Here is a 14,772-nt window from a genome sequence, read left to right on the forward strand (position 1 = left end):
GGGGATCGAACAGCATCTGATGATCAAGGCATTTCCAAAACGGTTTGGCGTTTATGAACCGGATCTGAATAGCCTGTTGTCGTTGCGTTCAGCTTATCTGTTGCATCTCTTTCTGGCCGGGATTACGGCGCACCCGTCCCGGCATCGTCAATACTCTTGACCCAGTATTGGCGATCTTCTTGACCGGAACCTCCCGCTTCTACCCCTGTATAAGCGGACGGTTCCGGTTCTTTTCTGATCCTCGTCATGATCGATTGAAACAGCTGGCGCAGCGACTATATGCCCGTTCAGGCATTCTTGATGCCGGTGACCCGTTTCAGACTTTGTCGGCATTGCCATTGCAAGATCACACGCCCCAGAATCACATGCTCCAGAATCACGCCCCCAGGGGCCACGAGACGAATTGGCTTTCCCGCCCGGACGGGATCCGGCTGCGCTTTGGCCTCTTTCCCGCGCCCGCCGCATCGGCAACGGTCCTGATTGTCACCGGACGCTCCGAATATATCGAGAAGTACCACGAGACCGCTGCTGATCTTGGCCAGGCCGGCTATGCCTGTGCCGTGCTTGATCTGCGCGGCCAGGGCGGCTCGACACGCATCACGGCCGATCAGCGCGCCGGGCATGTCAACCGCTTCAGCGACTATACGGAAGATCTTAAGGCTTTCATCGATCAGGTGCGAAAGGCCGGCCTGCCGGCGCCCTTCTTCCTCATGGGCCATTCGCTTGGCGGGTTGATAGCACTTTCAGCAGCCGCACAATTGCAGCATAAACTTGCCGGACTGATCCTTTGTGCGCCCTTTACCGGCCTGGCCGGGCGACAGCTGCCGGCGGCTGCGCTGCGTCCGATTGCCCGCGCACTGGCGATGATCGGCTTTGCCGCACGCCCCGTCGGCCGCCATGAAGAACCGCCCGGCTTTGCCCAGCAATCGCTGACCTCGGACCAAGACCGCTATCAGCGCAATATGGAGGCGGCCCGCGGCACGAATTACATTCTCGGTGCCCCGACCTTCGGCTGGGTTGCCGAGGCACTGGGGCAGATCGCCCGCATCACCCGTCCGCATGCGCTGTCCCGGATCGAGTTGCCTGTGCTCTTGCTGTCGGCCGGGCGCGACACGATCATCCCGCCCGCCACCCAGCGACGCATTGCCAGACAGATCAAGACATGCCGGCTGGTGGAAATTCCCGGAGCGGGCCATGAAATCCTGCAGGAGAGAGATCCGTTGCGGGCAAAGGCAATAACCGCCATCGTTGATTTTCTTGGTGAAAATCTCAACCGTTGAGAATTGCCAGCGCTTCTGCATGCAGGCCGGCACTTCCGGCGGCGACGATATCACCACCCTGTTCCGGCCGGCCGCCGCTCCAGCTGGTGATGACACCGCCAGCCTGCTCGATCAGCGGAATAAGCGCTGCAATATCATAGGGTTTCAGGCCACTCTCGACAGCCAGGTCCACATGTCCGGCCGCGACCATGGCAAAGGCATAGCAATCCGTCCCGTAGCGGGCGAGCCGGACCTCGTTCTCAAGCCGGTTATAACGCTCCAGCGCCCGAGCCTCCATGATCCGCGGAGAGGTGGTGAAAAGCGTGGCATTGGCAAGCCCGCCGCAATCGCGCGTCTTGAGGGTCACATCGCCGCCGGGCCCGGCATAATGCGTCATCTCGCCGTCAGCAAAAAAGCGCTCGCCGGTGAAAGGCTGATCCATCAGCCCCATGAAGGCGCGGCCATTGCGATAGAGCCCGATCAGCGTTCCCCAGACCGGCAGCCCGGAGATGAAGGCGCGCGTTCCGTCAATCGGGTCGATGACCCAGACATATTCGCGATCAAGGCCGACATTGCCATGCTCCTCCCCCAATATGCCGTGATCGGGAAAGACTTCGGAAATCAATGCCCGGATGGCTGCTTCCGCTGCGCGATCGCCCTCGGTCACCGGATCGAACCCGCCCTTCTCCTTGTTGTCGATGCTGAGCCGGCTGCGAAAACGCGGAAGGGTCTCAGCTCTGGCGGCGTCAGCCAGGCGGAAAAAGAAATCACGATCGGGAAACATCAAAAGGGTCCTTGCAGAAATATTCGGCGGTCATGCCCATCCTAGCGCATCGGCTCGAAAACCGGAATCGATTTTCGAAAAGAACGATGCGTAGATTCAATAAGATAGAGCTTCCTGCTGCGTCCAAAAGGATGCACGGCGCTCCAGAGAGCTTTTTGATCCGATGGAATCAGATCGTCGCGCTAAGCGTTATTTTTGCCGCAGGCTCCAGCCGATCACAGGATCTTTCCAGACAGATCAACCTCACCCGCTGTCGCGAGCGACAATGCGGCTTGCGCCGATCAAAGAAACGGCAGAAAGGCTATTTTTTGAGCACTATTGCCCTTTGCGTAAATTTCAGGCAGCCAAGCTTGACATTATTGTAAGGCGACAGTATTGTGAACTTACAGTCTTTCGACTGTGAATACCCTCCTTGGGTGTTTCCTCCCTAGACTTAACCGCGCCCGAGGCGCGGTTTTTTTTCGAAACATGACCGGCAATAGGGCCCGTTATTCGGCAGCGAGACGCGGCGCGCCGAGAATTTCGGCGGCCTGCAGCGCGAACTCGGCAATAAAGAGGGTCAGCGCCTGTTTCAGCGCAGGAAATTCCGGCCGGCGCTGAAGCGTTTCCTCATCGACATAAAGCCTTCGTGACACCTCGACCTGAAGGGCATGCACGTCATTGGCGGGCCGCCCGTAATATTCGGTGATGAAGCCGCCGGCATAGGGCTTGTTGTAGACGGTTGAAAAGCCCATCCGCTCGAAGATCGATACCGCCGCATAGGATAGTGCGCGCGATGCGCTGGTGCCAAACCGGTCGCCGATGATGATATCCGGCTTACGCCGATAGCTGCCGGCCGACACCGAACCGGGCATGGAATGACAATCGACCAGAATGGCATGACCAAAATCGCGTTTTGTCTCGCGCAGCAATGTCTTCAGGCTGGCATGATAGGGCTTGTAGATATTGTCGATGCGAAATGCAGCCTCTTCCGCCGGCAGACGGTCTTCATAGATATCCATATTTTCCGCAACAATGCGCGGAATGGTGCCAAGACCCGCGGCAACGCGCACCGATGTCGTATTGGCATGAGCCGGCAGATCGCCATCAAACATGCGCGGATCGAGCTCGTAAGGCTCCCGGTTCACATCGAGGAAGGCGCGCGGAAAGAAGGCGCGCTGCAACGGCGCCCCACAGGCCGGTGCCGCTGCGAAGAGCTCGTCAACGAAGACATCCTCCGATCGGCGCACCTCATGCGCATCAAGACGCGCGGCGGCCAGAAAGGCCGGCGGATAGACGCGGCCCGAATGCGGCGAGTTGAAGACCAGCGGCACGGTCTGCACCTCCGGCCGGATCACCTCGAAATATAAAGTTTCACCCACAGGGGCATCGCCCCCCTCATTGTCGTCGTTCATGTTGCCTTCTGTCGCTGTTTTCGGCATGAAATCTTAAGCGGTCGATTCGACGCTGCCAAGCCCTGCACTGATGCAGGATGAGGCGACGTCTTCACCGCTTGTTTACCCGGCCAGGCCTATCAAGGGGGCTGGGATAAATGCCGGTATTCCGGGGATGGTTAAGCTCAATGGTACTCAAGATCCTTCTTGCCGAAGATGACAATGATATGCGCCGCTTTCTGGTCAAGGCGCTGGAACGGGCGGGCTATCAGGTCGCATCGTTCGATAACGGCGCCAGCGCCTATGACCGGCTGCGCGAAGAACCCTTCTCGCTGCTGCTGACCGATATCGTCATGCCAGAGATGGACGGGATCGAACTGGCACGCCGTGCGACCGAACTCGACCCGGACCTCAGGGTGATCTTCATCACCGGCTTTGCCGCTGTCGCGCTCAATGCCGATTCGCAGGCCCCGCGCGACGCAAAGGTGCTGTCCAAGCCCTTCCATCTGCGCGATCTGGTTGACGAAGTGGAAAAAGTTCTGGCGGCCTGAACGGCGCTTTTGCCTGTAATATCGGCCACCGACAAAAAAGCTTCAAAAAGCTATTGACGCGGCGGCCAGATTTTGAAATACACCGCGCCACGGATGGGCGTGTAGCTCAGCGGGAGAGCACTACGTTGACATCGTAGGGGTCACAAGTTCGATCCTTGTCACGCCCACCATCCAATTCTTTGTTTCAAAAAGGCTTTCGGGAAAAACGAGAGCCTTTTTGCTTTTCAGCTTCGTAAAGACCGGATACGCCGCCGGCATTGCCGGCAGAACAGTTGACGGCAGCGCAATTGGCAGTAATTCTCCTGCCTGCACAGCCCCAGAAAATCGCTGACATCACCATTCGGTGCCCCTGCTGAGATTTAGACGAAAACAGGAAGAGGCGTGATCATGGACGAAGTTGAAATCGACGGTATGGCGGCTGACGCGATCATCGTGATGGGTGTCAGCGGCTGCGGCAAATCTTCAACCGCCGCGCTGCTGGCGGCGCGGATCGGCGCCCGTTTCATCGAGGGGGATGCCCTGCACCCGCGTGCCAATATCGAGAAGATGCGCAAGGGCATTCCGCTTGACGACGATGACCGCTGGCCCTGGCTGGACAAAATCGGTGCCGTCCTCAGTGAAGCGGTTGCCAGCGGCACGCCAGTCATCGTCAGTTGCTCGGCCCTGAAAAGAGCCTATCGCGACCGGTTGCGTAAGGCCACCGGCGGACCACTCGCCTTTGTCTATCTCGAGGGCACGGAGGATGTCCTTGCCGCCCGCATGAGCCGGCGCGAAGGCCATTTCATGCCCTTGTCGCTGCTGAAAAGCCAGATCGCAACGCTGGAAGTGCCAACGGGCGAAACCGGCGTCGTTGCCGTGCCGATCGCTGGCACACCGGAAGAGATCTGCGCGGCCGCACTGCAGCAACTTTCGGCACTGCGCTTCACCTGAGCGCCAAGCCGCAACGCTCAAGCGCCGACAGACGGCGGATCGCTTTCACCTTCGACAAGCTCCATCGGCCAAACGATCTGCGGCGCCGTTCCGGCATATTCCTCGGCAAAGGCCGGCAGGGTCGACAGCAAGCTTTCGCCAAGCCGCGTCCCCACGGCCTCGGCATCCAGGCCGAAGCAGGTGACCCGCGGCAGCAGAAAGCGGCCGACCGGGCTTTCGCGTTCGGCGATGATGGCCAGATCCCTGCCCGGCACAAGCCCTTCCTCGCCGAGCCGCCGATAAAGCCCGACCGACATCATCTCGGCATTGAGAATGATGGCGGTCGGCCGCGGCTCCAGCGCAAGGATGCGGCTTGCCACCGCATAGCCGCCACTTTCCTGCCCCGGGGCCCGGAAGACCAGCTCCGGATCGAAGGCGAGACCGCGTGCAGCAAGGCCACGGCGGTAGCCATTGAGGAACAGCTGGCAGAGATTGACCTCGGTATCGGGAACAGCAACCGCGATCCGGCGATGGCCGCGATCATAAAGCCGCTCGACCGCCTGTTCAGCAATGCCCTCGAAATCGAGATCAATCCAACGCGCATCGGCTCCGGCCGACTGGCTGCGCCCGAGCGCGACAAAGGGCATGCCGGCCCGCTTGAGAAAGGCAAAGCGCGGATCGACAACCCGTGTTGCCGAAATGATCACCGCATCGACAATCCGGCGCGCAACCATGCGCTTCAGATAGGCATCCTGCGCCTCATCACGCGGACAGAGCAGCAGGATCAGATCAAGGCCATGGCGAGCCAGCACCGCCTGCAGACCACTGATAACGCGCGGAAAGAAATTCTCCGACGCTGAACCGACCGCCGAATCCTGCTCCAGGATCAGCCCGACCGTCCGGCTCGCGCCCTGCCGCAGGCTTCGGCCGGCCTGGTTGGGCACATAGCCGAGCCGCTCTGCCGCTTCCAGCACCCGGCGCCGCGTTTCGGGATTGACATCCGCCTTTCCGTTCAGGGCCCGCGACACCGTCCCGATCGAGATTTCGAGATGCTCAGCGAGCTGGCGAATCCCTTTCATTTCACGTTTTCCTCCCGTGAGTGACGTACATCTATTGACACTTCGCATTCTGCAGGTCTATCGTCGTAAACGTTTACGGCGCCCGTTACGAGCATTTTCCAACGTGAAGAGCCGAAATTGCCTTGAAAGCAATCAGGCCGCGAACTGGGAGAATCGCCCGAGCCTGCGCCGACGAGCCATCAATTCTGACATCGAAGTTTCGGGAGGACTTCATGACGCATTTCCACAAGATTGCCCTTACCACGGTAGCCCTGGCCAGCCTTTCGGTTGCCGCACCGGCCTTTGCCGATCCCGTCAACATCCAGCTCTGGGCTGTCGATCGCACCGGCCAGCCGGCGCCGCAGATTGTCGATGACTTCAACAAGAGCCAGAGCGACATCCATGTCGAATACCGTCAGCTGCAGTTCTCCGACCTGTTGAGCGACGTGATGCGTGCCTATGCCGTCGGCAAGGCGCCCGATATCTACGCTGTTGATGTGCCCTTCAATGCACTGATGGCCTCCAAGGGCGCACTCTACGACATGACCGACATGGTGAAGGGCTCCGACGTCATCCATATCGACGACTATTATCCCGGACCGGTTGCCTCGGCGACGTGGGACGGAAAGCTTTATGGCGTGCCGAAATCGACCAACACGATTGCGCTCTACTATAACGAGGACATGTTCAAAGCCGCCGGCATTGCCGAGCCGCCGAAGACCTGGGATGAACTGGTCGACGACGCCCGCAAGCTGACCGACAAGGACAAGGGTGTCTACGGTCTGGCCTTTTCTGCCGAGGCCACGGAAGAAGGCACGTTCCAGTTCCTGCCCTGGGTGCAGATGGCCGGCGGCAGCTGGCAGAAGGTCAATGGCGAAGGCGGCGTAAAGGCGCTGACCGTCTGGAAGACCATCCTTGACGAAGGCCTCGCCTCACCCGACACCATTTCGCGCAGCCAGTGGGATTCGACCTCCACCTTCATCAGCGGCAATGCCGCCATGTCGATTTCCGGCCCCTGGGAGCTGGACCGCATGTCGAAAGAGGCCAAGTTTGACTGGAAGGTCGCCCTTCTGCCGGTTCCCGAAGAAGGTGCCGAACGGTCCTCAGCCATGGGCGACTATAACTGGGTGATGTTCAAATCGACCAAGCACCCGAAGGAAGCCTTCAAGGTTCTGGAATATATCGCCTCTCAGGACCCGGAAATGTTCCAGCGTTACGGCCAGCTGCCGCCGGAAGAGAACGTCGATATTCCCTCCACCGGCAATCCAAACATGGATGAAGCGCTGGCGACCTTCCAGGAGCAGCTGAAATATGCAAAGCCGCGCGGCCCGTCGCCGGAATGGCCGGCCATTTCAAAGGCCATCCAGGATGCGCTGCAGCAGGCCCTGACCGGTGCAGAGACACCGCAGGCCGCGCTTGATCAGGCCCAGGCCAAGATCGACAAAGTCGTCAACTGATCTCAGACGGGCACAAGATGTCCACCTTGATGCAAACCCGTACCCCTGAAGGGGTGCGGGAACGGACCGGTATTGCCCTCGGCCCCTAGGAGTTTCACCGCCATGCGCAACCGACTATCGACATTGTGGGACGGGCGCGGATTCGACCTCATACTGATCGGCATTCCGCTGATCTTTCTGATCGCCATCTCCGGCAGCGCCATTCTCTACAATATTTTGATGAGTTTCCAGGATGTTGACATGTTCAGCCTGGGTCAGCTCATCCGCCCCTTCGTCGGGCTCGACAATTACAAGCGGATCCTGTCGGATCCCCAGACCTGGCCGATCTTCGGCAATACGCTGATCTTCGTGGTCGGCTCGATCGCCGGCCAGTTTCTGCTCGGGCTCGGGCTCGCGATCTTCTTCCAGCAGCGTTTTCCAGGCTCCACCTATCTGCGTGGACTGTTCCTCGTGTCCTGGGTCATGCCCGGGCTTGTTGCCGGTGCCATCTGGAACTGGCTGCTGTCGGGCGATTTCGGGGTCATCAACTATTTCCTGATGCAGCTCGGCATCATCGATCAGGCGATTTTCTGGCGCTCCAATCCGGATTTTGCCCTCTGGAGCGTGGTCGTTGCCAATGTCTGGCTCGGCACCTCCTTCAACATGATCCTGCTCTCGGTCGGCCTTGCCGGTATTCCCAAGGACCTCTATGAGGCCGCAGCCCTCGACGGCGCGGGCCCGTTCCGGCGCTTCTACACCATCACCTTGCCGATGATGCGGGCAACCATTGGCGCGCTGTTGTCGCTGGGGCTGATCTTCACGCTGCAGCAGTTCGACCTGTTCGCCTCGATCACCGATGGCGGGCCGAACAATGCGTCCAACGTCGCCCAGTACTGGGCCTGGCAGCTGTCGTTCCAGGAGTTTGATTTCGCTGGCGGTGCAACCGTTTCCGTCATGATGATCGTGATCGTGATCGCGGCGGCCGTCTACTATGTCCGCTCGACGCGCCAGGAGGTTCGGGGATGACCAATACCACCCTTCGCAACACCGTCCTGATCGTCTGCGCCCTGCTGCTTGCAGTCATCTATCTCTTCCCGCTCTACTGGATGTATGTCACAGCGATCAAGACGTCGTCGGAAGCCTTTGCCTCTCCGCCGATCTTCATCCCGACTGTGGCACAATGGCACAATTTCGCCGATGTCTGGGTCAGCCGCGGCATGGGGCGCTACCTCTGGAATTCGTTCTATATCGCCACATGGTCGGTGGTGCTGATCGCCATCCTCGGTTCGGGCGCCGCCTATGTCCTGGCCCGCTATCGCAATCCCTGGATCGATATCGGCCTGTTCCTGATCCTGATGCTTCAGGTGCTGCCGCCATCGCTGATGGTGACGCCGATCTTCGTCGGCTTCTCGCAGCTCGGTATCCTCGACTATCCCCGTTTTGCCACCGTGCTCGGCATCACTGCAAAGAGCATGCCCTTCTTCGTGGTGCTGGTGCGTGCCACCTTCATGAGCGTGCCGATGGAACTTGAGGAAGCGGCGCTTGTCGACGGCAATTCGCGGATCGGCGCCTTCTTCCACATTGTCCTGCCGCTTGCGCGCAACGGCATCCTGGTCAGCGGCATTCTCATCTACATGCAGGCCTTCGGCGAATTCGTCTATTCCAAGACCTTCATTGCCGACGCCATCTACCAGCCGGCCAGTGTCGGCCTGAACACCTTCATGGGACCGAACACGGTCGAGTGGGACAAGATCATGGCCTATTCCTCGATCTATGTGACGCCCATTCTCGCCGTCTTCGTCCTTCTGCAACGCAGAATCGTCTCCGGCCTGACCTCGGGAGCTTTGAAATGACAGCCCAGATCGAATTTGACGCGGTCGAGAAATATTATGGCCGCTACCACGCCCTCAAGAACATCAATCTCAGCATTGAGAAGGGCTCCTTCGTCGCGCTCGTCGGCCCGTCAGGCTGCGGCAAGTCCACGCTGCTGCGCTCGCTGGCCGGGCTTGAAAAGATCAGCCATGGCGAGATCCGCATTGCCGGTGACCGGATGAACGAGGCCCCGCCCCGCCGCCGCGACATTGCCATGGTATTCCAGTCCTATGCCCTCTATCCGCATATGACGGTCGAGGAGAACCTCACCTACAGCCTCAGAACGCATGGTGCAAAGAAGAAGGATGCACAGGCCAAGGCCCGCGAAGTGGCGGAAACCACCGGGCTTTCCAATCTGCTGACGCGCTATCCGCGTGAACTGTCAGGCGGCCAGCGCCAGCGTGTGGCGATGAGCCGGGCCATCATCCGTGACCCCAAGGCCTTTTTATTCGACGAGCCGCTCTCCAATCTTGACGCGGCCCTGCGCGTTCACATGCGCAAGGAGATCCGTGGCCTGCATGACCGGCTGAAGGCAACCTCCGTCTATGTCACGCATGACCAGATCGAGGCCATGACCATGGCCGACAAGGTGGTGCTGATGCGCGCTGGCGAAATCGAGCAGGAAGGTGCGCCGCTCGACCTTTACGACAATCCCGTCAACCGCTTCGTTGCCGGCTTTGTCGGTTCACCGGCGATGAATTTCATCCCGGCAAAGGTCGCGGAGAACGGTCATACGCTGATGCTTGAGATCGCCGGCGGACAGCTGCTGGACTATCCCGGCCGGCTTGAGCCCGGACGGGCGGTGACGGTGGGCCTGCGCCCCGAACATCTGATGTTGGTGCCGGAGGGCGAAGCGCAGCTGAAACTGCGCCTGCGGCTGGCCGAAGCGACCGGCGCGACCACCTATCTGTTCACCGACAGCGACCCGGAAATCGCCGTTGTCATCAACGACCGCGAGAGCGTCACGCCCGGTGCAACGCTCGGGCTGAGGATCGCCCCTGAACGCATTCACCTCTTTGACCAGGAAACCGGCGTCAGGCTCTGACGCCGCCGGCCACGAGGACAGCCGGAACAGCTGCGACGGGGATGGCCGCACGGTTCCGGAGAGAACACAAGGATCTGAGACAATGAAATTTGCTGATGGCAACTGGCAGGTGCCAGACAATCTCGACCTGATGCATCCGGTCGACTTCTATGAGGCCGAGGCGCGCGATGGTGCGCTCATCGTTTATGCATCGGCCTGGCCGCTGGTCGAACGGGCCGCCCAGATCAACGCACGGCTCTTCACCATGCGTTTCTTTTCGCCGATGGAAGGCGTGATCGGGGTCCGCACCGAGCATTTTCGCGGCGGCGTCGATCGCAGCCCGAAATTCGAACTGAGCCATGACGACGGCTTTGCCGCCGACATTCAGATCGGCGATGCCTTCGTATCCCTGACCTCGGGCAATCTGACGGTCAGGATTGCGACGAAGGGGCCGTGGCGGCTTGATTTCCTGCGTGACGGCAAGGTCATTTCCGGCAGTGACTACAAGGCCGGCGGCTATGCCGTTGATCGTGACGACAATGACCGGAAATATCTGTTCGAGCGGCTTGAACTCGGCGTCGGCGGCCTGGTTTACGGGCTCGGCGAGCGTTTCACCAACTTCGTCAAGAACGGACAAAGCGTCGAGATGTGGAACCGCGATGGCGGTGCCAACACCGAGCAGGCCTACAAGAATATCCCCTTCTTCCTCACCAATCGCGGTTGGGGCGTTTTCGTCAATCACCCGGGCCGGGTCGAATTCGAAATCGGATCGGAGAAGGTGTCGAAAGCCCAGTTTTCCGTGCCGGGCGAGACGCTGGAATATTTCATGATCGACGGCCCGGACCCGAAGGCCGTGATTGATCGCTATACCCGGCTCACCGGCCGCCCGGCACTGCCGAAGCAATGGTCGTTCGGTCTGTGGCTCACGACATCCTTCACCACCGAATATGACGAGGCAACCGTCACCAGTTTCCTCGATGGCATGAAGGAACGCGATATTCCGCTGCATGTGTTCCATTTTGACTGCTTCTGGATGCGCGGCCTGCACTGGTGCGATTTCGAATGGGATCCGGAGACCTTCCCCGATCCGGAAGACATGCTGACCCGCTACAAGGCACGCGGCCTGCACATCTGTGCCTGGATCAACCCCTATATCGCCCAGCGCTCGCGCCTGTTCGACGAAGGCAAGGAACACGGTTACCTGCTCAAGCGTCCGGATGGTTCGGTCTGGCAGTGGGACATGTGGCAGCCCGGGCAGGCCGTCGTCGACTTCACCAACCCGGACGCCTGCGACTGGTATGCCTCCTATCTCAAGGCGCTGGTGGCGCAGGGGGTCGACTGCTTCAAGACCGACTTCGGCGAGCGCATCCCGGTCGAGGTCGCCTATCACGACGGCTCCGATCCGGAGGAGATGCATAATTACTATACCCACCTCTACAACAAATGCGTCTACGACGCCCTGGAAGAGGTGAAGGGCAAGGGCGAGGCCGTTCTGTTTGCCCGCTCAGCGACAGCCGGTGGTCAGCAGTACCCGGTTCACTGGGGTGGCGACTGCTATTCGGACTTTGAATCCATGGCCGAAACCCTGCGTGGCGGCCTGTCGCTCGGGCTTTGCGGCTTTGGCTTCTGGAGCCATGATATCGGCGGCTTCGAGGCAACGGCTGAAGCCGACGTCTACAAGCGCTGGTGCGCCTTCGGGCTGCTGTCGAGCCATTCGCGCCTGCATGGCTCGAAGTCCTATCGCGTGCCGTGGCTCTATGATGAAGAGGCCGTCGACGTCCTGCGCTTTTTCACCAAGCTGAAGCTGTCGCTGATGCCGACGATCTACGAGGCGGCCGTCGAGGCACCGAAAACCGGTCTGCCGGTGATGCGTGCCATGATGCTGGAATTTGCGGAAGACAGGGCCTGCGATCCGCTTGATCGCCAGTATATGCTCGGCGAAAAACTGCTGGTCGCCCCGGTTCTCGATCATTCAGGCGATGCAGAATATTATTTGCCGAAGGGGCAATGGACCCACCTGCTCACCAATGAGATCGTCGAAGGCGGCAGCTGGCGGCTGGATCACTACAGCTTCATGAGCCTGCCGCTCTTTGTCCGGCCGAACAGCCTCATCATCTGGGGCGGCCGCGATGACGTGCCCGATTATGACTATGCCGAAGGCGCGACATTCGCGCTTTATGCCCTTGGGGACGGCAGGAGCGCCACAGCAACGGTCTATGCCGAAGGTGGCGAAGTTGCCCAGTCCATCACCATAGACCGCAAGGACAGGACACTGAGCGTGACAGTCAGCGACGGAAGCCGCCCGTGGCGGCTCCGCCTGCAGAATATCGCCGCCGTTGCCGCCGTTGCCGCCGGCATTTCGCAAACGGCAGAGCCAGAGGGCCCGCTCCTTGAAGGGCGTGGCGATACGGTCATCACGCTCTGAGCCCAGACAACAGGAATGCAACAAAGGGGCGGGAATACCCGCCCCTTTGCCATTGTCCGGTCGCATGCAGTCATTCAGCTTCCGGGGCAGGGATAGGGGGTCTTGCGGCCGCCGTCATAGCTGACGGCAAGTCCTTCGCGCAGCAATGTCGTGGACAGATCGCTGCGATCGGTCAGCGTGACATCGGCGACCACACGGCCGAAATATTTGTCACCGGAAATTTTCTCGAGCTCCACCTCGTCGCCGTCATGAACCAGCGAGGCAACCAGATCGCGCGCCTCGCCGGCTGCCCGCCGCTCATCGGCACAGGAGGAATGCAGCTCCGGCGTATCAATGCCGCGCAGCCGCACATAGGTTTCGATAATCTGCCCCGGCCAGGGCCGCGCGTGAACGAGGATCGTATCGCCATCAATGATACGAACCACCTCGGCCCTTACGGGACCGCTATAGATATCCTGCGCCGCCGTCCCCTCACGCGCAGTGGTGAGGACGGAAAAAAGCAGAAAAGGGATCAGAGTCAGACGTTTCATGGCAAGGAATATATTCCTTGCTTAATCGCGGCGTCAATGGGATTTATTTCCCAACATGGTTAAGATTTTCCTGCACCATCAGAAATCAATTGCCCTGCCCTTGATTTCCCAGTCGCCGAACCGGGCAGGATCGAGACCGCCGCGTCCGCCGACTTCCTTGGCACTGGCCGCCTTATTCTCGGCAGCGCGCCTTTCCTCGGCTTCGGCGAGCGCCCGCTTGGCAGCGTCCGGCAGGCGTTTGCGGCGCTCCTCATAGGTTTCCTCGGCGACGGGCATGTCGTTGCCGGCCGTCAGTGCCGCAAGGGCTGCCACATCAGGCGCCCCGACATCGGCGTCAGCAGCGCGCCGATCGGCCTCTTTCTCGTTTTCCTGCATGGAAAGCACCTTTCTGAAAGGTAACAGATAAGACTGGCCCGACATTATTGATCTGGCAGCCTTGGCAGACCATCTATATAGAGCAAACGAGCGCGCGGCGTAAACCGTCCTGCAAGCGAACCACGGAGACCTTGATGAATCTGGTGCGAACGGCCATGCTACTGGCCTTCATGACGGCCCTTTTCATGGCGATCGGCTATATGATCGGCGGACAGAGCGGCATGTTTATTGCGCTTCTCATCGCCGCCGGGATGAATGTCTTCTCCTACTGGAACTCCGACAAGATGGTGCTTCGCATGTATTCGGCCCGCGAGGTCGATGCCCAGACAGCACCGGAATACTACAACATGGTCGCCGAGCTGACAGAACGCGCCGGCCTGCCGATGCCGAAGGTCTATCTCTACGACAACCCGCAGCCAAACGCTTTTGCCACCGGCAGAAACCCGCAAAACGCCGCTGTAGCAGCCTCAACCGGGATTTTGCAGATCCTGACGCGCGAGGAGCTTGCCGGCGTGATGGCGCATGAGCTTTCCCATGTCCAGCACCGCGACACGCTGACCATGACGATCACCGCCACGCTTGCCGGTGCAATCTCCATGCTCGGCCATTTTGCCTTCTTCTTCGGCGGCGCGCGGCGCGACAACAACAATCCCTTCGGCTTTGTCGGCGTGCTTCTGGCGATGATCGTCGCACCGATGGCGGCGGCCGTCGTGCAGATGGCGATCAGCCGCACCCGCGAATATGCGGCCGACAAGCGCGGTGGCGAGATCTGCGGCAATCCGCTCTGGCTCGCCTCGGCGCTGCAGAAGATCGCCCATGGCAATGCCGTGGTCCATAACCCGCAAGCCGAGCGCAATCCGGCAACTGCCCATATGTTCATCATCAATCCACTGGCCGGCGGCGGCCGGGACAATCTCTTCTCCACCCACCCCGATACCGGAAACCGCATCGCCGCACTGACCGAACAGGCCCGGGAGATGGGCATTGCCGGCATGTCTTCCACCGCCATGTCCTCCAGCGGATCAATGCCGGAGCCCTCGCCCATGGTCGAGCCCGGACGGGCAACGCGCGCATCGCGTTCTGTCCCACCGACGGGACGCGGCAAGGATGGTGAACCGCCGTTCAAGGGGCCGTGGTCGTGAGTTCCGAACAGTCGAAAAAAGCCAAGGGCGGACG

15 protein-coding genes and 1 tRNA gene are annotated in these 14,772 nt (G+C 60.1%); 10 read left to right on the forward strand and 6 right to left on the reverse strand.

Translation table 11 applies throughout. From position 1 onward, the window contains the following. The first annotated feature begins 365 nt into the window (after positions 1–365). Positions 366–1,280: an alpha/beta hydrolase gene (locus HCK86_RS02405; protein ID WP_176082857.1), complete on the forward strand. Its 915-nt coding sequence runs from the start codon at positions 366–368 to the stop codon at positions 1,278–1,280. On the opposite strand, the gene hisN is transcribed toward HCK86_RS02405, so the two are convergent. Together hisN and HCK86_RS02415 are read right to left on the reverse strand one after the other, a co-directional pair. After that, on the reverse strand, positions 1,270–2,043 hold the full coding sequence (gene hisN, locus HCK86_RS02410; RefSeq protein ID WP_176082858.1) for a histidinol-phosphatase: 774 nt from the start codon (positions 2,041–2,043) through the stop codon (positions 1,270–1,272). The genes HCK86_RS02405 and hisN overlap by 11 nt on opposite strands. A 488-nt stretch (positions 2,044–2,531) precedes the next feature. Beyond that, positions 2,532–3,437, reverse strand: coding sequence for an N-formylglutamate amidohydrolase (locus HCK86_RS02415; protein ID WP_176082859.1), 906 nt, complete (start codon positions 3,435–3,437; stop codon positions 2,532–2,534). A 167-nt stretch (positions 3,438–3,604) separates the two neighbouring features. Between HCK86_RS02415 and HCK86_RS02420 the strand changes: the two genes are divergently transcribed. Next, entirely contained in the window at positions 3,605–3,967 is a 363-nt protein-coding gene (locus tag HCK86_RS02420) for a response regulator (protein ID WP_141148985.1), read from the forward strand. 95 nt (positions 3,968–4,062) lie between these two features. Then, a tRNA-Val gene (locus HCK86_RS02425) sits at positions 4,063–4,137 on the forward strand. A 14-nt stretch (positions 4,138–4,151) separates the two neighbouring features. Here the strand turns inward: HCK86_RS02425 and HCK86_RS02430 are convergent. Then, the gene (locus HCK86_RS02430) at positions 4,152–4,307 is read right to left on the reverse strand and encodes a hypothetical protein (RefSeq protein WP_176082860.1); all 156 of its coding nucleotides are present in this window, start codon (positions 4,305–4,307) and stop codon (positions 4,152–4,154) included. A 47-nt stretch (positions 4,308–4,354) separates the two neighbouring features. On the opposite strand from HCK86_RS02430, the gene HCK86_RS02435 reads away from it, so the two are divergent. Further along, positions 4,355–4,897 (forward strand): gluconokinase, encoded by a 543-nt coding sequence (locus tag HCK86_RS02435; RefSeq protein WP_176082861.1) that lies wholly within the window; start codon positions 4,355–4,357, stop codon positions 4,895–4,897. Between the two features lie 17 nt (positions 4,898–4,914). Here the strand turns inward: HCK86_RS02435 and HCK86_RS02440 are convergent, their stop codons facing one another. Beyond that, entirely contained in the window at positions 4,915–5,955 is a 1,041-nt protein-coding gene (locus tag HCK86_RS02440) for a LacI family DNA-binding transcriptional regulator (protein ID WP_176082862.1), read from the reverse strand. A gap of 212 nt (positions 5,956–6,167) precedes the next feature. On the opposite strand from HCK86_RS02440, the gene HCK86_RS02445 reads away from it, so the two are divergent. The 5 genes from HCK86_RS02445 to yicI all read left to right on the forward strand — a co-directional run bounded on the left by HCK86_RS02445 (position 6,168) and on the right by yicI (position 12,691). Next, positions 6,168–7,391 carry a sugar ABC transporter substrate-binding protein gene (locus HCK86_RS02445; protein ID WP_176082863.1) on the forward strand — a complete coding sequence of 408 codons (1,224 nt, stop codon included), beginning with the start codon at positions 6,168–6,170 and terminating at the stop codon, positions 7,389–7,391. 102 nt (positions 7,392–7,493) lie between these two features. Beyond that, on the forward strand, positions 7,494–8,396 hold the full coding sequence (locus HCK86_RS02450) for a sugar ABC transporter permease (RefSeq protein WP_176082864.1): 903 nt from the start codon (positions 7,494–7,496) through the stop codon (positions 8,394–8,396). Next, entirely contained in the window at positions 8,393–9,223 is an 831-nt protein-coding gene (locus tag HCK86_RS02455) for a carbohydrate ABC transporter permease (RefSeq protein ID WP_176082865.1), read from the forward strand. The genes HCK86_RS02450 and HCK86_RS02455 overlap by 4 nt, the downstream gene beginning before the upstream one ends. Next, complete coding sequence (locus tag HCK86_RS02460; RefSeq protein WP_176082866.1) at positions 9,220–10,287, forward strand: ABC transporter ATP-binding protein; 1,068 nt, start codon at positions 9,220–9,222, stop codon at positions 10,285–10,287. Before HCK86_RS02455 ends, HCK86_RS02460 begins: the two co-directional genes overlap by 4 nt. Before the next feature lie 82 nt (positions 10,288–10,369). Next, entirely contained in the window at positions 10,370–12,691 is a 2,322-nt protein-coding gene (yicI, locus tag HCK86_RS02465; protein WP_176082867.1) for an alpha-xylosidase, read from the forward strand. A 74-nt stretch (positions 12,692–12,765) separates the two neighbouring features. Here the strand turns inward: yicI and HCK86_RS02470 are convergent, their stop codons facing one another. Together HCK86_RS02470 and HCK86_RS02475 are read right to left on the reverse strand one after the other, a co-directional pair. Next, positions 12,766–13,221 carry a thermonuclease family protein gene (locus HCK86_RS02470; protein ID WP_176082868.1) on the reverse strand — a complete coding sequence of 152 codons (456 nt, stop codon included), beginning with the start codon at positions 13,219–13,221 and terminating at the stop codon, positions 12,766–12,768. A gap of 78 nt (positions 13,222–13,299) precedes the next feature. Continuing rightward, positions 13,300–13,497: a DUF1674 domain-containing protein gene (locus tag HCK86_RS02475; protein ID WP_176082964.1), complete on the reverse strand. Its 198-nt coding sequence runs from the start codon at positions 13,495–13,497 to the stop codon at positions 13,300–13,302. A 233-nt stretch (positions 13,498–13,730) separates the two neighbouring features. Between HCK86_RS02475 and htpX the strand changes: the two genes are divergently transcribed. Beyond that, a complete protein-coding gene (htpX, locus tag HCK86_RS02480; RefSeq protein WP_176082869.1) occupies positions 13,731–14,738 on the forward strand; it encodes a zinc metalloprotease HtpX in 1,008 nt (335 codons plus the stop codon). The last annotated feature ends 34 nt before the right edge of the window (positions 14,739–14,772 follow it).

The sequence above is a fragment of the Martelella sp. HB161492 genome, assembly GCF_013184775.1.
GTDB lineage: Bacteria > Pseudomonadota > Alphaproteobacteria > Rhizobiales > Rhizobiaceae > Martelella.